This is a genomic window from Thalassotalea atypica, assembly GCF_030295975.1.
GTDB lineage: Bacteria > Pseudomonadota > Gammaproteobacteria > Enterobacterales > Alteromonadaceae > Thalassotalea_F > Thalassotalea_F atypica.
This window is the reverse complement of the sequence record NZ_AP027364.1, coordinates 1,123,210-1,146,274: the sequence shown is the minus strand read 5'-3', so window position 1 is coordinate 1,146,274 and position 23,065 is coordinate 1,123,210. Positions and strand designations below refer to the sequence as shown.

The window sequence follows — 23,065 nt, the reverse complement described above, 5'->3', positions numbered from 1 at the left end:
GATAACTATACATCATTTGAGGTTATTTTATTAGCTACTTAATATAATGCTCGTAAACAATTATTTAAGCATTTATTTGCAACAGGAGATCAAAATGAAAAATATCATGAACTTCATCATCTGTGTATTGGTTCTATCAGGTTGTTCAACAACCTACACACCTAAAACCGATGTCGAGCCTGAGTTTGACTTTGCCTCAGTAAAAACATTTTACGTAATAGGTGACCAACAAAATCCTAATATCATGCTAAGTGATATAGATCGTCGCCGAATGAACAAAGCTATGACTCAAGAGCTTATTGCCACGGGATATGAAGAAGCAGATGTTGACAGTGCCGACATACTAATCAGCTACTTTGTTGCAACCGAAGACAAAGTAAAAATTAATTCACATGGGCACACACCACATTATGCTTATGCAGCTAGAGTTACCCCTGCATATCGTTATGGTTATGGGGTAAGCAATATTAGCGCGAAAAGTTATACAGAAGGCACATTTGTTGTCGATATTATCGATCGAGATTCAAATGAATCAATGTGGAGAAGTACCTTAACAAAGCCTTTAAAACATTATCAAACAATTGAAGAACGTGAAAATGCGATCACTGATTTGGTCAGTACCATGTTTCAAGAACGTCCATCATCATTGTAGTGACTCCGTGGGCTGCAATGCCCACGATTAAAATAAGGCTTAAAAATGAAACAACTTACTTCCATTATCGGTATTTTGTGTTGCAGCGCCCTGCTTTCAGGTCATAGCATGGCCGATACATTGCAGTTTAAGGACGGCCAACAATTGGAGGGCCACGTGATATCACTGAATACCTCTACTCTTACATTTGAAATTGCCGGGCAGCAACTAGCAATCGAACGTGTCAAGGTTGCAAGTGTTGCCTTTAGTGCAAGCAATCAAAGTGCTAGCACTACGCCAGATCATACAGCAAAAGCAGAGTCCCTTAATAACCAAATTGACACGGACAAGCAATCCAATAGCGGCAAGCAAACAACGCTACCAGCAGGCACTGGATTATTGGTTAAAACTCTCACAACCATAGATTCTAATAAACATACAACGGGACACAAGTTTGTTACCAAGCTTGATGCCAATATTGAAATAGATGATCAGGTAATTATTCCTGCTGGCACGCCCGTCTATGGCCAAATTCAAGCAGCAAAGCAATCTCATCGCCTAGCGGGAAATGCAGCAATGGATATTAGATTTACGCATTTAAAGTTAAATCATACGCTCGTTGAAATCCAATCCAGTGCAATTAATGTGGTCTCTGATAGCACAACGAAACAGTCTATAGGCCGAACAGCCCGACTCGCGGCAATTGGTGGCCTAGCAAATGGCTCTAAAGGTGCTGAAAATGCAGCTAAAGCTGGACTGGGCCTATCAATGTTAAGCTCTGGCAACGCCATCAACATCCCTGCTGGTACCTTGCTGGAATTTAAATTAACAGCAGCAACACCAATCACTCTGAGCTAAGTGTTTATCTCTTTGTTGTGCTGCTCATAGGTAGAAACTAATATGAAAAAAAATATTTTAATTACTGGCGCCTCTTCTGGTATTGGGAAAGCGCTAGCAAAAAAGCTAATCCTAGAGGGGCACAATGTTTATTGTGGTGCACGCCGGATTGATAACATGGATGACATACGTTTCCTCGGAGCGTCGACCTACAGATTAGATGTACGAAATAATGAAAACGTAAACAGAGTAATCAACGCTATAATCAAAGAAGCGGGACATCTCGATATTGTCTACTTAAATGCTGGCTACGCAATTGCAGGTCCAGTTGAAGAAACTCCCGTTGAAAAAGTGCATCAACAATTTGATACCAATGTTTATGGTGCAGCTCGCGTAGTGAGAGCGGTATTACCACATATGCGGGAACAAAATAACGGCCGCCTAATTTTCACGACCTCAATTGCTGGAAGAGCGTCGACCGGCATGAATTCTTGGTATAGCGCCAGCAAACATGCATTAAATGGCATGGTGAAAGGCTTAGCACAAGAAGTCGCACAGTTTAATATTCAAGTTGCTACCGTAGAGCCCGGCTGTGTCGATACTGAACTGCCGGAAATGCAATTAAAAGATATGCAAGCGAGTAACCAGTTACCGGCGTATAAAGCGGCAGTCATTAAAAACCATGATTGGCTAAAAGATTCCTACAACAAAGGTTCAGATACTACATCTACAGTAAATACACTGATTACAGCAGGCTTTACCAACAAGCCAAAGCTAAGTTATCGGTCAACAATAGACGGTAAGTTAATTTATTTTATACAGTGGCTGTTCGGTGAAAAGTGTATGGGCAATATCGTAAGTTATTTGGTGAAGCGTTCTAAATAACGATAATCAAAACAATTATTTATCATTAGGAGTAATAAGTATGTTTTTTACAAAGTATCTTAAACCATTTTTAGTCATCGGTGGATTAGTCACTATGTACGCCGCCATTTATGCGTTTTGGCCAGAGTGGGCACTCATGGATATGAACAATTTGGCATACGATGAGCGATATTTATTTATAATTCGCCATTGGGGCATCATGGTTGGCTTAATGGGCTTTTTCATCGCTGCATCGGCTTTTGTACCTAGTTGGCAACAATCCATTGTGCTGTATTCATTTTTAGAAAAGCTTTTTATGGTTTATTTATATACTAGTAATGCCTTTTCACCTGAAACAGCTTGGTTAAACGAATGGTTTGTCCCCTTCGCCATTACAGATATCACTATTTGCACATATACACTAGGGTATTGGTTTGAGCAATATAAGATCAAGAAAGAATCCGCAAATACGCTTTAATCCTGAAAGTTAAGTTAGAAGGCCTCATCCCCTTTTCATTGGTGTGAATCAAACGCTCAAGTTGAACAACTTGGGCTTTTTCTCTTAAAAGTGTCGATATATTACTCTGCTTACATGTTAATAAGTCATCAATTTTAGATCCCCCTTCATCCTACCTTTCTCATTGCTCAATAATGCAAGCCGTAACATTCCTAACAGTTATACACCCTATAAATATACATCACTTGTAGGCATGGAATGACAAATTTAAAATAACCTCATTGTACTGAACTGATGTAAATCACCCTTTTTTAATCAACTAATTGAAGTAATCGATATGAAAAAATCAACTTTATTCACGGCATTAGGACTTCTGGTTTGGGTCAATGCCAATGCATTTGCAAATAGCACAGAAATTCTGCCAAACAATGCAGATATGCAAGCTAAAAAACGGCCAAATATTATCGTGATACTTGCGGATGATATGGGCTACAGTGATATCGCTCCATTTGGCAGTGAAATTGATACGCCGGTATTAAGTGAGCTGGCTGCCAACGGTTTACAAATGACTAACTTTCACGTTGGTGCAGCGTGTTCTCCTACGCGTACCATGTTAATGAGTGGTGTTGACAATCATTTAGCTGGTCTTGGTAACATGCTTGAAATCCAAGCAGACAATCAATTTGGTAAGCCTGGATATGAAGGCAAATTAAACCACAATGTTGTGAGCTTACCGACCATATTAAAAGGGTCCGGTTACCACACTTACATGGTAGGCAAGTGGCACTTAGGCAAAAAAGCAGGCTATCTGCCGGCAGACCGTGGTTTTGAGCGTGACTTTACATTGATGGAAAGTGGCGCAGATAATTACGTAAATAAGACCTACGCGCCGATGTACAAACAAGTACATTATTTTGAAGATGGCAAACCCGCTGATTTGCCAAAAGACGGCGAGTACTTTTCAACAGATTATTATACCGAGAAAATGATCAGCTATATTGATTCCAACAAAGATTCAGGTAAGCCATTTTTTGCCTATGTTGCATATCAGGCTGTTCACTCACCAGTACAAGCGCCAAAGCAATATATCGACAAATATGACGGTGTTTACGATCAAGGTTGGGATGCTTTAAAGGCGAAACGTCTAGCTAAGCAAAAAGAGCTTGGAATTGTCGGTAAAAACGTCGGCTTACGTGAAAATATGGACAACGATATTTTCGAAATCCTTGATTGGGATAGCTTATCAGAAGAAGAAAAGCAGTTTAGCGCTCACAAAATGCAAACATACGCAGGTATGGTTGACAACATGGACGTAAACATTGGTCGCTTAATGAAGTATTTAGAATCCATCGGTGAAGCAGATAATACTATGATCATCTTTATGTCCGATAATGGTGGTGATCCTACAGAATTGCCTGATATTGGCCTGTATACCTCTTGGTATGAAGACAACTATCAGTACACTTTCATTGATGACTACAGCGCTGGGTACTCTGAAATGGGACAAAATGGTTCATTCGTACAATACGGACCAGGATGGGCGTCAGCAAGTAACACACCTGGTAGCTTCTGGAAGACATTCTCTTCGGAAGGAGGCATTCGCTCACCCATGATCGCGTATTTCCCTGACCATATTAAAGCACAACGCTCTGCTGAGTTTGGTTTCATTAAAGACGTTGTACCGACATTACTTGACGTAGCAAATATCGATATAGACGAAACCTACGCTAAATTGCCCAACATGCATAAACCTGACGGCGTAAGCATGTGGTCATTAATGACTGGTAAATCAGCCACTGTTCACCCAAAGGATGCCAAAGTTGGTTATGAACTAGCTGGAAGTAGCGCTGTATTCTACGGGGACTATAAAGCAGTTAGAAATATCCCACCTAAAGGAAATGGCGAATGGGAGCTTTACAACATTAAGACTGATCCGGCGGAAGCAAACAACTTAGCATCTAAAAAGCCAGAGCTAATTGAAGAACTTGCAAACGATTACGCACAATATGTTCAAGATAACGGTGTTATCGAGGTGCCAAAAGGTTACGACCCTCGAATTCAGCTCGTTAAAAACAGTATGCAAGATAACTTCTTTATTTACTGGACTGTAACAGTTTACGCGTGGTTCAAAGGGCTTTTCGCTTAAAGCAACATCACATATAACGCGCTTCGCTGAGTCAATTTTTATCCTGACTTAGTGAAGCAGCACAGATCACATTGGTGTTCCAATATACCTTTCTTTTTAACTTTAAATTTTTGTTGAACAGATTACATTTCCCTATCGTAGGAGATAGACACGTCATGAAGAAATCAATAATTGCACTATTTTTATGTGCAAACTATGCGAATGCGAGTGGGCTTTTGCTACAAGAAGCCGCAACAGCAAATGCTGGAACCGTTGGTGCCGGAGATGGAGTTTATACCGAATCAGCTGCTGCTAGCTGGATAAACCCTGCAACCATGTCCTATATGGGCGAAGACAAGTTTACGATTAACGCCATGTTTTTGGACTTACAAATGGATTACGAAGATTACGGCACTAAAGGAGAGTTACCCGATTACACCCCAACAGGGGATACAGATGCTCAAACAGTTATGCCGGCATTAGGTGTGTTTTATGCCCGACAGGTGACTGATAACTTACATCTTGGTATAAATATCGGCGGAACCGGCGGTTCATCTATTGATTACGGTACACAGTGGGATGGTGCGAATCATTTAGTCAAAGCCAACATGAGTATCCTGCAAGTAAACCCCAATATGAGTTACAAAGTCAGTGACAAACTCTCCATTGGATTTGGCGGACAAATAAGTTATGCGATATTAGAAGTCAGTACCACAGGTATAGAAATCGATGAGGGCGATGATTTTTCCTATGGTTATACTGCTGGTCTAATGTACCAAGAAGAGCACTGGGCTTTAGGCCTAAGTTACCGCTCAAAAGTTGTCCATGAATTTTCTGATATGTCAGTTACTTCATTAATGGATCCCCCTATCGAATCTATTGTGGGTACTGAGTTAATCACACCATCAATTATCGACATCAGCGGTCGATTAGCCGTAACACCAACGCTAAGCTTGCTGTCATCAATTCAACTTCATCGCTGGAGTGAATATCCAGAAACCCCTGTTTATCATGACAAACTAAATAGTCTAGAGGGGGCTCCTCAATCTATTAATCGCGAGTGGGAGGATACATGGAAGTATGCTATTGGCGCAGAGTACTTGTTAAATCAAAACTGGACACTTAAAGCCGGCTTTGCTTATGAGACAGCACCACAAGACGATCCGACAAAGCAATGGGTTGACTTCCCTGTTGGTGAATCATATCGCTACTCACTAGGCGCAAAAACCAAATGGCATGATACGGTTGTTGACGTCTTCTACGAATATGCTGATTTAGGTACCGTAGAGATTGATCGTACAGGTAAAGCATATACCCAAATCTATGGCGGATTTGAAGGCCAAATTCATTTCTTTGGCGTTAATTTTACTTTTTAGTAGATAATCCTTCGTTTTCTACAAGTTTAAATAAAAGAATAGCGCCTTAAGGCGCTATTCTTTATAGGTGTTATAACTAGAATGGCATTTTCATGCCTTAAGTTTTGAGGTATATGCTAAATAATGATTATTCACAAAACTGAATCGACCGGACTAACCTAGACATTTTCGTGGTTCATAAAATAGGCTTTATCGTAGTCAGCCGAAGGCTGATTATTTAAATAACGATGCTGTCGTTACTGTTGTTAGACATTTCGATGTAATCGAATATATCTTCTTTCGCTTTTTCTCAATTTAAGTACTTTCACCGTTTAATACATTCACGTTTGAGTAACTGGAAAACGCCTTTTGCAACAGCACTATCATGGCAGTTCCCTTTGCGGCTCATACTCAGTGACAAATTATGCTCGCCTGTAAAGCATTGCCAATCATAATCTGTAAATTGACTCCCTAGATCTGCATGCACAATAACAGTTTGCTCAGTTTTGCCCCGCTATACCGCTGCAAGTCATGCATTTACTACGAAGTCTGTATGCATCATTGATTGCATCGACCAGCCAATAACTTGGCGAGAGAAGAAATTGGTCACCACAGCTAAGTACAAAAGGCCTTGATGAATGTCGACATTCGTAATATCTGCCACCCAACATCGAATTGCCATTTCATTTGGTTATCAGCAACAACTGAAGGCTTATGGCCATAACTGCCTTTGCGCTTCTTATAGTCTATTTGTGCTCGAATACCTGCAAGGTTCATATTTCTGTTTACAGCGCACATGGTTTTGGCTATCTTGAGCTCATCATGTTTAAAATCATTGTAGCCTGTCTTTCTTTTTTCTTAATAGCGAGCACATACGCGAACGAAAAAGGAATTGTCGCATGTATAGACGACCACCCACCCTATCAGTACTTAGGCGAAGTGCCTCACGGAACACATATCTCGGCATTAAAAGTTCTTGCTCAACAACTAAACATGCGACTAACCTATATCCAATCACCTAATTTCGCACGATGTGTAGCGTTACTAAAATCTGGCGGTGTTGATGTCATCGCAGGCTTAAACATTACCGAGAAGCGCGAGAAATTTGCATTTTATGCGCCATTTAAATTGGCCGATAAACTATCTGTTATTACAAAAAAAGACATTACAATTAACACTTACAGTGATTTCAAAGGTAAGTTGATTGGCGTTCCTAGAGGGGCTACGTACTTTGCAAAATTTGATAACGATACGACGTTAAATAAAATAGCAATTCAAAATGAAAGAGCCGGCATTTCACTCTTATTAAAAGAACGAATTGACCTCATCATGTCGAATCCGGACTTGCTTGATTTGAATTTAACCGACATTGCTAAAGCTAACTTGAAAGTATCATCAATATCCTTAGATGATGTAAGAGCCAAAGAAACATACTTTGGTTTTAGCAAAAAACACAAGCTCAACCTTAGCCAAGATGAGATCATTAATACCGTTAAATCTGCATTTAAGCGAGGGGACTTTTTATCAACAACTAAGGTTAAGGAATGATATAAATTTCGTTAACAGTAGCAACGAGGTCCCCAGCATTTACGTTAGCTAAATGACTCAACATCTCTGCTTTTCATGTATAGAAATAATAATCGCTGACTTTACAGACCGTTTAAAATACCTATATTTTACTGCAAGATAAGCAAGAACAGCGAAAAATTTATTGATAACACCTGAGTTTTGAGGTTCAACATCATGACTAACTTCTAGGCCTATTAATCTCCTAAAAGGCATATTTTTTCTACAGCAATAAGGCTAGCGCTTAGCTAGCCTATTTAGGAGTTTGTTTAACGGACGAATACTATTCCATAGGATCAATGGATTGAAGGTCAAAACTTCAAATCATTGTTGAACTTGGCTGTGTCGAACACAATTCAATAACCAGCGGCTTCTCTAGAAACCCCGTTAAAGTTTCTCTCAAACAATAAAAAAGCCCAAGTTAAACAACTTGAGCTTTCGTTATTTTTGCTTTGTATTTACCAGTTACTAACGTTAAATGAACACTAGGTAATATTAAATACTGTAAGCGTTAAAATGGCATTTTCATCCCTGGAGGTAATTGCATACCGCCAGTTAGTGCGCCCATTTTTTCTTTATTGGTTTCTTCAATACGACGTACCGCATCATTAAACGCAGCAGCAACAAGATCTTCAATCATGTCTTTGTCGTCTTCCATTAAACTTTCGTCAATTTCAACACGACGTACGCTGTGAGAGCCTGTCATAGTCACTTTAACCATGCCAGCACCAGCTTCACCGGTCACTTCCATATTGGCAATTTCTTCCTGTGCTTTTTGCATTTTTGCTTGCATTTGTTGGGCTTGTTTCATCAAGTTGCCCATACCGCCTTTCATCATAGTATTCCTCTATTCAATTTTGTGCCAAAGATAGTGCTTATTGAGTGATAATTCAAGTGCTACATACGCCATAATCACACAGCTCGCGGCTAATTTGTTACTGTCTATTTCGCAACAACAGTACTTTCATCTAGTTCAGCTTGAAACTTTGATTCCATTTGTTGAACAATTTCATCATCTTTCAAGACTTGTTTTGCATATTCATAACGTTTGTCATTGATGTGCGTCTGAATTTGATAAGGGTCATCTACTGTTTGTTCAACAATATTTATTTCCACTTGCATCGTGCGAGCAAAATAATGAGATACAAATTCTTGCAACTGTTGATGCGCATTTTCAGTTTTAAGATGCTTGGTTTTCTGGTTCAAACATAATATTAATAAATCATCATTCGACTCAGGGTCAATGGTCGCTTGAATGGCGAGTTGCCTAAGGCGACCATTTAATGCCATGGCATCAATCATGTTGGCCCATTTATCAACTTGATTTGCTTTTTTTATTTCAGCCGGGTCAATATTTTCCGGTGCAAAAGGTTGCTCCGGAATGGTTTCAATATTAGGAACATCCTTCGCTTTTTCTTGTTGTAGTTCAGCTACTGTTGGTTGACGCTTATCCGCGTCACTAGACTTTTTTCCGGAGTTTTCCTGCTGTTTTTTACGACTTCGTAATAGATTCCGTTGCTTGAGCACATCACCAATGGGTGAATTAATCGTTGGCACTGGCTCATCGACAACTGGAGCAGCTGGTTGAGTATTAGGCTCAGCATTATAAGATGTCACAGCAGTAACTGTATTTTGATTGCTATTAGTCTCCACTACTGATGAATGTTCATCATTGGCTTGTGGCTGTTCCTCAACAGGAGTTGAGTCAAAAAAGTCTGGTTCTGCTTGAATATCCTCAGTAGGACCCGCTAATGGCTCGTCTTCTACGTCGATGTTTTCCGCTTGATTCTGCTGTACACTCGCAGCAGAGTTATTTTCGTTTGTTGCCAGTTCTGCCGTTGTTTGTGTACTTGCTATCAAGGCTGAGTGCATGTTTTCAGCATCTTGCTCAATTGACAACATTTCAGCCGCCAATTTTTGCTCTAAATAGGCTTCACTGCTCTCTTCCTCATCTTGTGCTATGACAATGCTATTTGCATTATCAGTAGACTCTAGCTGAGGTGCTGTTTGAGGCGATGACACTTTATCATTAACGATAGGCGCATCTATGGTAACGTTTGATTCATCAAGCACCACATCATCAAACGATACGGCGGCAAGTTGAGTTGATGTATCATTTAACCTAGCTGCATCATTTTTTGGTAACTCATTTGCATGAGCAACAGGCTTGAACGCCAATAACCTCAATAGCGTCATATCAAATGCTGCTTGTTCGTCACCCGCATAAGGTAAATCTTTTCTACCATTTAACGCAATTTGATAATAAAGCTGAATATCTTCAGCGGACATAGCTTGTGCAAATTTTTTCAATAATGCCAAATGTTCATTCGACAGGTTAAAGTCATGTGCTACCACCTGATGCATTGCCACTTGATGCAATAATTGAATCAGCTCAGCAAATAATCGTCCGTAATTTGGTGCATAACTCGCAATCTCTTGAGACAACACCATCAGTTGTTCAGCATCATGCTTAATTAATGCGATCAGAATTTTAAACGGCCAATTCTGATCAATACCGCCCAGCATTTGCTGCACATTGCTCAGCTGGATATTCCCCTGACCTTGCGCGATGGCTTGATCAGTTAAACTTAAACTATCACGCATACTGCCGCGCGCCGCCTTAGCGAGCAACGTTAATGATCCAGCATCAACATCGACCGATTCAGCCACTAGAATTTCTTTCAATTTACGTTCGATTTGATTAACCGTTAGCGCTTTTAAGTGAAACTGTAAGCAACGTGAAAGTACCGTGATTGGTAATTTTTGCGGATCTGTTGTCGCCAAAATAAATTTAACATGTTCAGGCGGCTCTTCTAGCGTTTTAAGCAACGCATTAAAACTGCTGCGAGAGAGCATATGCACTTCGTCAATTAAGTAAACTTTAAAGCGACCACGCGAAGGTGCGTATTGTACATTTTCAAGAATTTCACGCGTGTCATCAACTTTCGTGCGTGAGGCAGCATCAATTTCAAGCAAATCAACAAAGTTGCCATGATCAATGTCTTCACATACGTCACATTTACCACAGGGCTCTGCGCTAACGCCTTCAATACAGTTCAAGCTTTTAGCAAAAATACGGGCGATAGTAGTTTTACCCACGCCGCGCGTACCAGTAAATAAATAGGCGTGATGCAGTCTATTTTGTGCAAGGGCATTGGCAAGTATCGTAACGACATGCTCTTGCCCCATCAGCTCCCTAAAATTCTTAGGGCGCCACTTTCTTGCTAAAACTTGATAACTCAAAAGACTAATCGCCTTCGTATTGTAAAAGAGAGGTTACATCGAGGTCTAACTTAGCTAATTTTGCCTCGCCACCTAAATCAGGTAAAGAAATGACGAATGCAGCTGCGGTTGCCGTTGCACCCAATTTTCTGATCAACTTCGTAGTTGCTTCAATAGTGCCACCAGTTGCCAGTAAATCATCAATAATTAACACCTTGTCAGCTGATGTTAGCGCATCTTGGTGAATCTCTAACGTGTCTGTACCGTACTCAAGCTCGTAATCTTGGGCAAACGTTGCTCTTGGCAATTTACCAGGCTTTCTTACAGGTACAAATCCTAAGCCCATTTCAACGGCAAGCGGTGCACCAAATAAGAAACCACGTGCTTCAGTACCCACTACTTTAGTGAATCCTTGACCAGAGAACTTTTCTTTTAACAGTTTGATGGTAAGTTTGAATGCCTCTGCATCATCTAAAATTCCCGTAACATCGCGAAACAGTATGCCTGCTTTTGGGTAGTCTTTAATGGTGTGGATTGCAGCTTTTAGGGTAAGAATATCTTTTTCAGTCATTTCATTTTATTCATAAACTTTAATACCTAAAGAATAATGCAAAACGAAGTAATTTTATAGCGATTTCCTGCCACTATTTTCAGTCATTTGGATATTTGATTGGTTCAACCCACTGGTTGATGTCTTGATTGGATTTAAATATGTAAATCCGATATTAGTATTATTTTTTCAGCCAAAAAAAAATGCCGCAAGTTGCGGCATTTTTTGATTATTTTTAACAGCGAAGTGTTACGCCATTATTGAATACCAACCCATAAGCATTGGTAGCAATGGGAACGCAAGCATGGCTGCTGTGGCAATGAATAAATGACGTTTAGAGGTTTTCTCTGAGAAATTTTCGTGACCTGACATGTAATGACTTCCGAAGTTAAAAATAGAATCAGGCGCGAATTATAGAGTAAGGACACTAATTTGAACAGAGAAACTTGATCTAGATCAATGAATCCCTGTAAATTAATCTAAACAATAACACTTAACAAATTGATTAGTCAGAAGTATTAAGCGGCTCAAAACTTTTAACTAAGTCATCCACTGCTTTCATTTGAGCTAAATAAGGTTCAAGCTTGTCTAATGGCAATGCGCAAGGCCCATCACACTTGGCTTCATTAGGGTTAGGGTGTGCTTCAATAAAGAGCCCAGCAATACCTAGCGCCATACCGCTTCTTGCCAATTGCGCAGCTTGGGCACGACGACCGTCTGCAGAGTCACTACGACCACCGGGCTTTTGCAATGCATGAGTTGCATCAAATATTACCGGTGCAAACCCTTTCATCTCTTCCATGGCCAACATATCTACTACTAAGTTATTGTAGCCATAGCAGCTACCACGTTCACACAAGAGTATCTTATCGTTTCCAGCTTCACCGAACTTGGTGATGATATGGCGCATTTCGTGTGCCGCCAAAAATTGAGGTTTCTTCACGTTAATCACTGCATCAGTTTTTGCCATAGCAACAACCAAGTCTGTTTGACGCGCTAAAAAGGCAGGCAATTGAATCACATCAACTACATCTGCCACTGGCTGTGCTTGATAAGGTTCGTGAACATCAGTGATGATAGGCACATTAAAGGTTGATTTTATCTCTTCAAATATCTTCAAGCCTTCATCAAGACCAGGACCACGATAAGAGTTTACCGAAGAACGATTTGCCTTATCAAAAGAGGCTTTGAACACATAAGGAATATTTAACTTTGTTGTCACCTCAACGTATTGCTCTGCAATTTTCATTGCTAAATCACGCGATTCAAGCACATTCATACCACCAAACAACACAAAGGGTTTGCTGTTATCAACGTCAATTCCAGAGACATTTACCGTATTAATTTTCATTTATTATCCTTAACCTACAGCTTGTAAAATTTGACCACACAACCACGCCATATAGGTTCCGACAGTATAGCCTAGTACTGCTAGTAGAACCCCTACCGGCGCTAATGACGGATGAAAGGCGGATGCTACAACTGGCGCAGAGGCTGCGCCACCCACGTTAGCCTGACTACCGACAGCCATGTAAAACAGTGGTGCTTTGATCATTTTAGCGACGAACAGCATAAGGGCAGCATGAATCATCATCCACACGGCACCAATAATGAAGTATACAGGTGCATCCGCAATCATACGCACATCCATCTTCATACCAATTGTTGCAATTAGAATGTACAAAAACGCCGAACCCACTTTCGAAGCACCAACACCTTCAAGCTCTCTTGCGCGGGTAAACGAAAGCGCAATCCCGACAGTGCTAGCAAAAATGATCATCCAGAAAAACTTACTGTGGAAACTGAATTTATCTAAACCTGGGAAGTTCTCAATAAAATATGGTGTAACGTTATCAGCAAATAAATGTGCAAATCCTGTCACTCCAAGCCCTACGGCAAGAATGATCATGATATCTGATAAGCTCGCGATACGGCCATGTTTTGCATGAAAGTTTTCAACACGTTCTTTTAGCGCAGTAATCGCGGTGGTATCTGCGCCAGTTTTCTCATCAATTTTGTTGGCTTTAGCCGCCATCACTAACAATACAGCCATCCATAGATTCGCCACAATAACGTCAACAGTGACCATCGCTGAGAATATTTGATCGCCAGCGCCATAAATCTCTTTCATAGCCGCTTGGTTGGCGCTACCACCAATCCAACTACCAGCAACAGTTGTCATGCCGCGCCAAACGGCTTCAGGGCCACTAACACCTAATAATTCAGGTGCAAAACTAGATACGATCAACAAGGCGATAGGGCCACCAATTACAATACCGAGGGTACCTGTAAAAAAGAGAATGACTGCTTTGCTGCCTAGTCGCGCAATGGCTTTTAAATCAACGCTAATGGTCAATAACACCAAACAGGCGGGCAGTAAGTAGCGAGAAGCAACGTAATATAGTTGGGATTCTTCACCATTTACCACACCGAAAGTATTTAGTAGTGAAGGAAGAAAATAACAGATCAGTACCGCTGGGACGACACTGTAAAATTTTTGCCAAAACCTAATATTGCAATGGGCTGTATAAAAAACCAATCCGAGCATAATGGCTAAAAAGCCCATTATTGTTGCATCGTTGGTAATAAGTGGAGTATGAGTCATTGTATTTCCGCTTGTTGTAATTATTTAATGAATAACTGTGTTTGTTATTTTTATATTGTCTAATTGAATTTTTAACAGTTGTGCAGCCGGATCTTCTGGACATTGCTCAACAAAGAACCGGTAATCATCGCAAGCCACTTTAAAGCAATCAAGTTGATGAAGCAAAAATCCTCGATCTCTTCGCTCTAACGGATCTTCTGGTCGCAAAGAGACGAGTAAATCGACACACCTTAGTGCCGTATTGAAATTCTCTTCGCCAATCAGCGCATTTTTGCACGCTGTTAAGTACTCAACAACAAGGATATTGACGTCCATTGGGGCTAAATGGTATTGCTCTGGCGCCGCCGATAATTCCTCCATTCGCGTATCTAACTCGTGAAAGTTTAACGACTCCCCACTTAGGGGATCAAAAATAATCGCGTAACTTTCGTTACATACTAATCGCACCATGGTTTTCTCTGGAACAAATACAAGATCAGATTCAAAACCACATTCTGTTGCGATATGTTGGATAATTGCAGCTTTTAATATCGGAAACATCATGCGATTTTCAAATGCAGAGGCAAGTTGAAACGACAGGCTTGGCCATTTTTTTCGCTCATTGTCCAAAAACAAATGATCGACATACAAGGTATTAATTAAGTGCTCTGCTTGCTCAAACTGATCTTCATATTCAGCAAGTTGCTCTTGGCAGTTTGCGATCACGGGCTCAAGTAGATCTTTTATACGACTTGAATCATCAAAGATAAACTCTTCGATCAAAGAAAAAGTACGTAACAAGTCATCTTGGGATTCAGAAATTTCGGATAACAACAATTCGGTCATAAATACTACGTAAGAAACAAATGAAATGTAAAATCAAAGCAGATGATATGGGGACGATTACGACAATTTAAAGGCTAATTTTTAATTTACCAGTAATTAGCATAACGATTTTTAAGTAGGTTGACCTCTATCAACCTACTTAACTATATATCAGTAAAATAGATCAGAAAAAGAACGTTTGTTTTGTGGCGGCGATTCTGAAAACAACCATGACCCATCCCATCGCGCCCAAAAAGCCAAAAATTTGCATCATGCGATTACGCGCCAGTTTAAGAGCATAGTAACCCGTAAAAATATAGGCCACTATCGCTATCAATTTTTCCGCTAACCACATTTGTTCCATCGGGTTTATCGCTAATTTGACCGCCATAGTAATACCAACAATAAACAAAAAGGTATCAATGACATGAGGTGAGATTTTAACCCATTTTTTTTGTATCATTTGCGATTCCATCACCGTCCAGGCAAAGCGAAGAATGAATAATGCAACGCTCAGTACAGCCAATGTCATATGTAAATGTTTCATAGTTTTCCTATTTGATTTTTATTATTTTGATGTTCATTAGTAACTGACTCTTAATAATTCGATTACCAACTCTCTCTAATTTATTGTGTAAATATTATTTATCACTTTGACTAGAAAATAATGCCCAAGTTATTCGATCATTACCACCTAAGTCTTTAACGGTTGTTGCGTTTTCATAACCCAACACCGTAAAAAATTGTCGAACTGCAGCCCCTTGTTCAAATCCATGTTCAATATATAGACGTCCGTCATCACATAAAAAATAACGACTTTGTTCAATAATATGCTCTATATCTGCCAAGCCTTTATTGCCAGCTACCAGTGCAGTATGCGGTTCAAACCTAACATCACCTTCAGATAAATGAATATCTTGTGCATCAATATAAGGAGGATTGCTAACAATAACATCAAAGCACTGTAAGGGCGCAATATTACTAAACCAATTACTGGCCAACACGCTAACATTAGTAAAGCCAAGTTGCTGCACATTCGTTTGTGCTAACTTAACGGCTTCTTGATTGAAATCTACTGCGCTCACATGCCAACTTGGGTTTTCACTGGCTAAGGCCAGCGCTATTGCACCAGTACCAGTGCCTAAATCAAGTAGCTTGATGTTGTCACCTTCAACATGTTCAAGCACTAGCTCAACCAACGTTTCAGTATCAGGCCTTGGGATCAAAGTTGAAGGAGCAACTGCCAATGGTAGCGACCAAAATTCTTTATGCCCAACAATATAGGCAACCGGCTCACCTTGCTGGCGTCTCTCCAGCAAAACATCAAAATGCTGCAGTACTTGGGAAGACACCGATTTATCTGACCAAGTAATTAGATAAGTTAGATCTTTATCAAGGACATGCGCCAATAAAACCTGTGCGTCTAATTTCGCGCTGTCAGAGCAATCAGCCAGCAATATGCTGGCTGATTCGATAACGTCTTTAATGGTACCGCGAGACACGAAAACTCCTATTAGCTTTGTTCAGCTAATGAAGCAAGCAAGTCCGCTTGATTTTCTTGTAGGATAGGTTCCATCACTAATTGTAAATTTCCTTCTATCACTTCATTTAAGCGATATAAGGTTAAATTAATACGATGATCTGTCATGCGACCTTGTGGATAATTGTATGTACGAATTCGTTCACTACGATCGCCGCTGGCCACTAAGCTACGTCTTGAAGATTCTTCTTCGCTACGACGCTTATCATCTTCTGCTTGCTGCAACCTTGCTTGCAGTACTGACATTGCTTGTGCACGATTTTTATGCTGCGAGCGTTGGTCTTGACACTCAACCACCACACCCGTTGGGATATGGGTAATACGAATAGCAGAATCTGTTTTGTTAACGTGCTGACCACCTGCACCAGATGCGCGGAAGGTATCAACTTTTAAGTCAGCCTTATTAATTTCAATGGCATCGGATTCCGGAATTTCAGGCATCACCACTACGGTACAAGCCGAAGTATGTACGCGCCCTTGGGACTCTGTTTCAGGTACACGTTGCACTCTGTGCCCACCTGATTCAAACTTCATTTGTCCGTAAACACTTTCACCAATGAATTTAGCAACGATTTCTTTAAAACCACCTTGTTCACTTTCATTTGAATTCATCAATTCAACTTTCCAGCCTTGCTTTTCAGCATATCGGCTGTACATACGAAACAGATCGCCAGCAAAAATAGCCGCTTCATCACCACCTGCACCGGCACGAATTTCAACAAAACAGTTATTGTCGTCGTTCGGATCACGAGGAAGTAAAAGAATTTGCAACTCACTTTCTAGCGTTTCTATGGATTTTTTAGCTTCTTTATATTCTTCTTGCGCCATTTCGCGCATGTCAGGATCGTCATCTTTAAGCATTTCCTCTGCCATCGCAAAGTCATCTTCTGCGCCCTGGAAGTCTTTAAATGCTTTGACAGTACCTTCAAGTTGTGAAAACTCTTTAGATAAGGCCCTAAATTTCTCTTGATCGGCAATAGTGTCAGGATCAGATAATAGCGCCTGCACTTCTTCAAAACGTTCAACTAAGCCTTCAAGTTTACTATATACAGATTGTTTCATAGGAGTGTTCTTAATTTTAATTCGGCGCAATGATATACCAAATCGACTAATTTTTTAATCAACTTGATACGATTTCTTAGGATTTTGTTTGTTTGAGCCAAAGTTATATAAGCTTAGCTCGATTTTAGCGGTATTTGTTAAGCCACGTTTAGCTTATTTGGGCTTATCGATAGAAAATATATCGCGTAGATAAATCAGTTTATCCAATTCGCCGCCTTGAGCAGCAGATTGCAACGCACTTGTTGGCGCATGCATTAGTTTATTAGTCAGCTTAGTCGCCAGCTCTGCCACTACCGCTTCAGGATTTTTGTTATTACTTAATTGTGACAATGCTTTTTCTATCAGTACATCACGCTCCGACATACATTGTTGACGATAGCTCAATACCGCATCTTGGGTATTTAAGCCTCGCAGCCATGACATAAAACCATTAGATTGCTTATTAACAATACCTTCAGCTTGTACAGCTGCTTTTCGTCGACTTTCGATATTCTGCGCAATGATGCTTTGAAGGTCGTCAACGGTATACAAGAAAACATCTTCTAAATCGCTGACTTGTTCTTCAATATCACGAGGTACAGCCAAATCCACCATAAAGATCGGTTGGTGTTTACGCTTGGATAACGCATTTTCAACCATTCCTTTCCCGATAATCGGTAAGGTAGAGCCTGTTGAACTGATCACGATATCGGCTTGACTTAAATGTTCCGGAATTTGCGCTAATGTAATAACTTCAGCACCAATTTGTGACGCCATATTTTCCGCACGAGAAATTGTGCGATTGGCCACAGTGATCTTACCGACTTTATTGTCGTATAGATGCTTAGCAACTAGCTCGATGGTTTCACCGGCTCCCACCAATAATACTCGAGCTTTTTCAAGACTAGCAAAAATATGTTTAGCTAAGTTTACCGCTGCAAATGCAACAGAAACAGCACTTTCGCCTATTTCGGTATCGGTGCGTACCTGCTTTGCAACGCCAAAAGTTCTTTGAAACAAGCGATCCATAACCAAAGCCATTGAACCAGCTGCTTTCGCTTGACTGTATGCTTGTTTCATTTGACCTAGAATTTGAGGCTCACCTAGCACTAAGGAATCAAGGCCACAGGCAACACGCATCATATGATTGACCGCTTGTTGATCAGTATGCCAGTAAAGGCTAGGTGATATATGGCTTGCAGGAACGTGATGGTAGTTTTCTAACCAACCAATAATACGTTGCTTGGTTTGTTCAATTTGGGCGTCTTGTACCAAATACAATTCAGTACGATTACACGTAGATAAAATAGCGGCTTCTTGGCATTGAACTTCTGACAACAATTCCTGTAATGCGTGATTCAGCTGATCGGGGTTAAATGAAATTTTTTCCCGAACAGCGACAGGTGCAGTTTTATGATTAATACCAACAGCAATTATGGACATACGTATGAAATTAGCCTTTAAATATTTTACGCCACTATTTTGACATAATTAGCCCCGAAATGGGCGTTACAATATTTGATCAAAAATAAGTATTTGTTATTTAAATGGTACAAATTGCACACATTCTAGAAGGAACAACAAATATGAAGCTAATTTTACGCAATAAATCCGATGATTGAAAGTGACTAGCAAGCTATGGTCAAATAGCAGTATAACTTCACATTAAAATGTCAAATGAGATACTTTTTACTTTTCCTGCTCATAAGTTTGCAATTATTGACGGGCTGCGTGAATCAACATGCCATTAAACAGCCGAATGTTTTGACCAATACGGATTCACGTGAACAAACACTTAAAACGCTAAGCCAATGGCGTATTGCTGGAAAAATTGCATTTATTCAAACAGATAAGAGAGAGAGCGCTAACCTTCATTGGTCTGTCGACCAAGAAGCACAACAACAATCTCTAAGAATGACAACCTACCTCGGCATTAATGTGCTTTCGCTTGAACAAGAAAATGAGCTCACTACCATAGAGGTTGACGGTGAAAGTTATCAAGGGGATGATCTCGAACTGCTTGTCTGGCGACTGACGGGGTTCACGTTACCAACTAAAGCGATACAATATTGGATCAAAGGCATTCCTTTTTTACCTTCAGATAGTATCGAAACTAATGAACAAAATTTGCCTGTTATACTATCCAGTGAATATGACAATCAAGCATGGACTGTTCGCTACCAGCAATACAAAACAATCAAAGGTCATCAACTCGCCACTAAGATGACCATCAAACAAGATCAACTAACCATCAAGCTCGCTATTAATCGTTGGGAATTTTAACTTCAGTGCCTGCTACTCAATCAACGGATAACAACTTTACACAATTTATTTTGCCATCACCGGCAAAATTAAATTTATTTCTGCATATTAATGCTCAACGTGAAGACGGATATCACGAATTACAAACCTTGTTCCAGTTTTTGGACTACGGAGATGAAATAGCCATAGAGCTTAGTAACGACAATCAAATTACATTACTTAATCCGGTCGAAGGAGTTGCGACAGAAGACAATTTAATTTACAAAGCTGCTCGGCTGCTATTCAAGCTAAAAAACAATCAATTAGGCGTAAAAATAGCCATAAAAAAAATCCTGCCAATGGGGGGAGGACTGGGTGGCGGCTCTTCAAATGCCGCAACGATTTTATTAGCGTTGAATAAGCTTTGGTCTGTAAATTTAAGTATACAAGAGCTGGCCGACATCGGTTTATCTCTCGGTGCTGACGTGCCTATTTTTGTTGAAGGGTTTGCCGCTTTCGCCGATGGCGTTGGTGAAAAGTTGTTACCAGCGAATCCAATTGAATATTGGTACTTAGTTAGCAAGCCTAACTGTAGTATACCCACCGCTGAAGTCTTTAAATCAAAAGACTTACCGAGAAGCACACCTAAAATTTCACTTGTAAATTTAGATGTCGAACATTCGCATAACGATTGTGAAGTAATGGTAATTAAACACTATCCTGAGGTTGCCAACTTACTGGCTTGGTTGGTAGAATACGCGCCGTCTCGAATGACGGGGACTGGGGCGTGCATATTTACACGTTTTGGCTCTGAAAAAGAGGCGCGTCACTTACAGTCTTTACTTCCAAAAGAGGTAACATCGTTTGTGGCTAAAGGCTTAAATCAATCGCCTGTGCACGCCATTGTAAATAATTTATAAACTTTGGCTGGCAAAATTGAAATAATCTGCTGTTATATATGTAACATATAACAGCGTGTATTTTTAATGTCACAAGTTTCTGAGGAACTGACAGTGCCTGACATGAAGATTTTTGCGGGAAACGCCACCCCTGAACTGGCTAAAAAAATTGCTGACCGACTATATATTGGTTTAGGTGAAGCAAAAGTAGGTAGTTTTAGCGATGGCGAAATCAGTGTTGAAATCACTGAAAACGTTCGTGGTGCCGATGTATTTATCATCCAATCAACTTGCGCGCCAACTAACAACAACTTAATGGAACTTATCGTCATGGTTGACGCGTTACGCCGCGCTTCTGCCGGTCGTATTACCGCAGTAATGCCTTACTTCGGTTACGCACGTCAAGACCGTCGTGTACGTAGTGCTCGTGTTCCTATTACCGCAAAGGTTGTTGCTGATTTCCTTTCTAGTGTAGGTGTTGACCGTGTATTAACAGTTGACTTACATGCTGAGCAAATTCAAGGTTTCTTCGATGTACCAGTAGATAACGTATTTGGTACGCCTATTCTTTTAGAAGATATGTTAGAGAAGAACTTAGAAAACCCTGTAGTTGTATCACCTGATATTGGTGGTGTAGTACGTGCTCGCGCTGTAGCGAAGTTATTAGATGATGCTGACTTAGCTATCATCGACAAACGTCGCCCTAAAGCAAATGTTGCTCAAGTTATGCATATTATTGGTGATGTTGAAGGTCGTGACTGTATCATTGTTGATGACATGATTGACACGGGTGGTACGTTAGCAAAAGCTGCGGCTGCACTGAAAGATCACGGTGCGAAAAACGTGTATGCGTATGCGACTCACCCAGTATTATCTGGCAATGCAGTTCAAAACTTAAAAGATTCTGTGATTGACGAAGTGATTGTAACTGACTCAATTCCATTGTCTCCAGAATTAAAGAAATTGAAAAATGTTCGTCAACTAACCCTTAGCGGTATGTTGTCTGAAGCTATTCGTCGCGTCAGTAACGAAGAGTCAATTTCAGCGATGTTTGATGAAGGTTAACCTTTAACCTTTAAAACATGAGCAGTAAAACGGAGCAATAAGCTCCGTTTTTTTATTGCTCTAGCAAATTAAAATGCCGGTTCAATTAAATCCCATTTATTGCCGTACAGATCTTTAAAAATAGCCACCTTGCCATACGGCTCATTTCTTGGCTGTTCAATGAAGTTTATGCCATTTTCTTTCAAGCGCCGATAACTGATATCAAAGTTAGCAGTTTGTAATATCATCAATACACCTTCCCCTGCTTGTTTTCCAACAAGTTGCTTCTCCTCATCAGTCTTTGCTTTTGACAAAATGAGGCCAACTAGAGGTTGCTCTGCCGACGCGTTCAATTTGATCCATTTATTACCATCTCCCAAATCACTATGTTCGAGTTCGATAAACCCAAGTTGCTTGCAATAGAAATCTAATGCTTGTTGGTAATCATTAACCAATAGGTTAATACCACTGATTCCCCGTAGCTCATTATTCATAAATTTATGCTCTTCTTTCGTTATATTCAGGCATTGTATAAAAGGTGCAGCTAAAAGTACTAATTGATGTATGATAATGGTATAAAAACGTTACAAAACACATAGATAAAATCATAAAAATAAAAAAGCGAGTCACTATGTTAGACAACAAATTTAGCCTGGGATTTTTCATAACAGCCGGCGTGTACATACTCTCTTTAGGGTTTGCCCCTTATTCGTTGCAGTTTGGCGTCAAAGTGCTACCCATTATCATTCTGCTGGCAACAACATTACTTTACGCCAAAGGACAATTAAGACTAATTGTAGCAGCGGCTGTTATCGCTTCTGGCATTGGCGATGTGATGTTGGCATTACCCATTGAAAATAGTTTTATCTTTGGTCTTGGCGCATTTTTTATTGCTCAAGTCACTTATGCATTTTGTTTTTTTCATTTCAGGCACAAAACAGCCGTTCCGTTGAATTCTAAAATAGTTATCGGCCTACTTATTTTATATTCACTTGCCATGGCGACATATGTTTTACCTAGTACTAGCGACATGCTGATTCCAGTCTCAGCCTATTTGACGGTGATCACTCTTATGGGGATAACAGCTTTAAGCTCTGGCTTACATTCATGGGTGACTTTTGGTGCCTTGTTTTTTGTTGCCTCTGATTCAGCGCTAGCACTTAGCCTATTTAAGACGCCATTACCGTTTTCAAGCCATATTGTAATGTTTACTTATTACGCCGCGCAATTTTTAATTGTCGGAGGGTTATTGAAAAGCTCAATCAAGCAAACGCAATCATAGGT

Annotated in this window: 24 protein-coding genes; 11 read left to right on the top strand and 13 right to left on the bottom strand. The window is 40.2% G+C overall.

The window, feature by feature from the left end; genetic code table 11:
• Positions 1 to 94 precede the first annotated feature (94 nt).
• From QUE03_RS05320 to QUE03_RS05295, 6 genes are all read left to right on the top strand, one after another.
• A complete protein-coding gene (locus QUE03_RS05320) occupies positions 95 to 652 on the top strand; it encodes a DUF4136 domain-containing protein (RefSeq protein ID WP_286265856.1) in 558 nt (185 codons plus the stop codon).
• Between the two features lie 45 nt (positions 653 to 697).
• Positions 698 to 1,489: a hypothetical protein gene (locus QUE03_RS05315; RefSeq protein WP_286265854.1), complete on the top strand. Its 792-nt coding sequence runs from the start codon at positions 698 to 700 to the stop codon at positions 1,487 to 1,489.
• A gap of 42 nt (positions 1,490 to 1,531) precedes the next feature.
• On the top strand, positions 1,532 to 2,353 hold the full coding sequence (locus QUE03_RS05310) for an SDR family oxidoreductase (protein WP_286265852.1): 822 nt from the start codon (positions 1,532 to 1,534) through the stop codon (positions 2,351 to 2,353).
• Between the two features lie 40 nt (positions 2,354 to 2,393).
• A complete protein-coding gene (locus tag QUE03_RS05305; protein ID WP_286265849.1) occupies positions 2,394 to 2,810 on the top strand; it encodes a hypothetical protein in 417 nt (138 codons plus the stop codon).
• Positions 2,811 to 3,126: 316 nt separating this feature from the next.
• The gene (locus QUE03_RS05300; RefSeq protein ID WP_286265847.1) at positions 3,127 to 4,935 is read left to right on the top strand and encodes an arylsulfatase; all 1,809 of its coding nucleotides are present in this window, start codon (positions 3,127 to 3,129) and stop codon (positions 4,933 to 4,935) included.
• A gap of 155 nt (positions 4,936 to 5,090) precedes the next feature.
• Positions 5,091 to 6,290, top strand: a complete 1,200-nt coding sequence (locus QUE03_RS05295; protein WP_286265845.1) for an OmpP1/FadL family transporter — start codon at positions 5,091 to 5,093, stop codon at positions 6,288 to 6,290.
• Positions 6,291 to 6,884: 594 nt separating this feature from the next.
• Here the strand turns inward: QUE03_RS05295 and QUE03_RS05290 are convergent.
• Entirely contained in the window at positions 6,885 to 7,046 is a 162-nt protein-coding gene (locus tag QUE03_RS05290) for a hypothetical protein (protein ID WP_286265843.1), read from the bottom strand.
• A 45-nt stretch (positions 7,047 to 7,091) separates the two neighbouring features.
• Here QUE03_RS05290 and QUE03_RS05285 point away from each other — a divergent pair, with 45 nt between their 5' ends.
• A complete protein-coding gene (locus tag QUE03_RS05285) occupies positions 7,092 to 7,817 on the top strand; it encodes a substrate-binding periplasmic protein (protein ID WP_286265841.1) in 726 nt (241 codons plus the stop codon).
• 529 nt (positions 7,818 to 8,346) lie between these two features.
• Here QUE03_RS05285 and QUE03_RS05280 read toward each other — a convergent pair.
• From QUE03_RS05280 to hemA, 11 genes are all read right to left on the bottom strand, one after another.
• Positions 8,347 to 8,673 (bottom strand): YbaB/EbfC family nucleoid-associated protein, encoded by a 327-nt coding sequence (locus QUE03_RS05280; RefSeq protein ID WP_286265839.1) that lies wholly within the window; start codon positions 8,671 to 8,673, stop codon positions 8,347 to 8,349.
• A gap of 104 nt (positions 8,674 to 8,777) precedes the next feature.
• Positions 8,778 to 11,078, bottom strand: coding sequence for a DNA polymerase III subunit gamma/tau (dnaX, locus tag QUE03_RS05275; RefSeq protein ID WP_286265838.1), 2,301 nt, complete (start codon positions 11,076 to 11,078; stop codon positions 8,778 to 8,780).
• Positions 11,079 to 11,082: 4 nt separating this feature from the next.
• Entirely contained in the window at positions 11,083 to 11,628 is a 546-nt protein-coding gene (gene apt / locus QUE03_RS05270; protein WP_286265836.1) for an adenine phosphoribosyltransferase, read from the bottom strand.
• A 228-nt stretch (positions 11,629 to 11,856) separates the two neighbouring features.
• Positions 11,857 to 11,979, bottom strand: coding sequence for a hypothetical protein (locus QUE03_RS05265; RefSeq protein WP_286265834.1), 123 nt, complete (start codon positions 11,977 to 11,979; stop codon positions 11,857 to 11,859).
• Between the two features lie 133 nt (positions 11,980 to 12,112).
• A complete protein-coding gene (gene kdsA / locus QUE03_RS05260) occupies positions 12,113 to 12,958 on the bottom strand; it encodes a 3-deoxy-8-phosphooctulonate synthase (protein WP_286265833.1) in 846 nt (281 codons plus the stop codon).
• 9 nt (positions 12,959 to 12,967) lie between these two features.
• Positions 12,968 to 14,212, bottom strand: coding sequence for a DUF819 family protein (locus tag QUE03_RS05255; RefSeq protein ID WP_286265829.1), 1,245 nt, complete (start codon positions 14,210 to 14,212; stop codon positions 12,968 to 12,970).
• Positions 14,213 to 14,236: 24 nt separating this feature from the next.
• Positions 14,237 to 15,037: a tetratricopeptide repeat protein gene (locus QUE03_RS05250; protein ID WP_286265827.1), complete on the bottom strand. Its 801-nt coding sequence runs from the start codon at positions 15,035 to 15,037 to the stop codon at positions 14,237 to 14,239.
• A 163-nt stretch (positions 15,038 to 15,200) separates the two neighbouring features.
• Positions 15,201 to 15,563, bottom strand: coding sequence for a SirB2 family protein (locus QUE03_RS05245; protein WP_286265825.1), 363 nt, complete (start codon positions 15,561 to 15,563; stop codon positions 15,201 to 15,203).
• A 94-nt stretch (positions 15,564 to 15,657) separates the two neighbouring features.
• Positions 15,658 to 16,518: a peptide chain release factor N(5)-glutamine methyltransferase gene (gene prmC, locus QUE03_RS05240; RefSeq protein WP_286265823.1), complete on the bottom strand. Its 861-nt coding sequence runs from the start codon at positions 16,516 to 16,518 to the stop codon at positions 15,658 to 15,660.
• A gap of 11 nt (positions 16,519 to 16,529) precedes the next feature.
• Positions 16,530 to 17,618 carry a peptide chain release factor 1 gene (gene prfA / locus QUE03_RS05235; RefSeq protein ID WP_286265821.1) on the bottom strand — a complete coding sequence of 363 codons (1,089 nt, stop codon included), beginning with the start codon at positions 17,616 to 17,618 and terminating at the stop codon, positions 16,530 to 16,532.
• A gap of 153 nt (positions 17,619 to 17,771) precedes the next feature.
• Positions 17,772 to 19,040: a glutamyl-tRNA reductase gene (hemA, locus tag QUE03_RS05230; RefSeq protein ID WP_286265819.1), complete on the bottom strand. Its 1,269-nt coding sequence runs from the start codon at positions 19,038 to 19,040 to the stop codon at positions 17,772 to 17,774.
• 234 nt (positions 19,041 to 19,274) lie between these two features.
• On the opposite strand from hemA, the gene lolB reads away from it, so the two are divergent.
• The 3 genes from lolB to QUE03_RS05215 all read left to right on the top strand — a co-directional run bounded on the left by lolB (position 19,275) and on the right by QUE03_RS05215 (position 21,802).
• Complete coding sequence (gene lolB, locus QUE03_RS05225; protein WP_286265816.1) at positions 19,275 to 19,880, top strand: lipoprotein insertase outer membrane protein LolB; 606 nt, start codon at positions 19,275 to 19,277, stop codon at positions 19,878 to 19,880.
• A 5-nt stretch (positions 19,881 to 19,885) separates the two neighbouring features.
• Positions 19,886 to 20,758 carry a 4-(cytidine 5'-diphospho)-2-C-methyl-D-erythritol kinase gene (gene ispE / locus QUE03_RS05220; RefSeq protein WP_286265814.1) on the top strand — a complete coding sequence of 291 codons (873 nt, stop codon included), beginning with the start codon at positions 19,886 to 19,888 and terminating at the stop codon, positions 20,756 to 20,758.
• A 93-nt stretch (positions 20,759 to 20,851) separates the two neighbouring features.
• The gene (locus QUE03_RS05215) at positions 20,852 to 21,802 is read left to right on the top strand and encodes a ribose-phosphate pyrophosphokinase (RefSeq protein ID WP_286267763.1); all 951 of its coding nucleotides are present in this window, start codon (positions 20,852 to 20,854) and stop codon (positions 21,800 to 21,802) included.
• Positions 21,803 to 21,870: 68 nt separating this feature from the next.
• Here the strand turns inward: QUE03_RS05215 and QUE03_RS05210 are convergent, their stop codons facing one another.
• Positions 21,871 to 22,275 (bottom strand): VOC family protein, encoded by a 405-nt coding sequence (locus tag QUE03_RS05210; RefSeq protein ID WP_286265812.1) that lies wholly within the window; start codon positions 22,273 to 22,275, stop codon positions 21,871 to 21,873.
• A gap of 137 nt (positions 22,276 to 22,412) precedes the next feature.
• Between QUE03_RS05210 and QUE03_RS05205 the strand changes: the two genes are divergently transcribed.
• Positions 22,413 to 23,063, top strand: coding sequence for a lysoplasmalogenase (locus tag QUE03_RS05205; protein WP_286265810.1), 651 nt, complete (start codon positions 22,413 to 22,415; stop codon positions 23,061 to 23,063).
• The last annotated feature ends 2 nt before the right edge of the window (positions 23,064 to 23,065 follow it).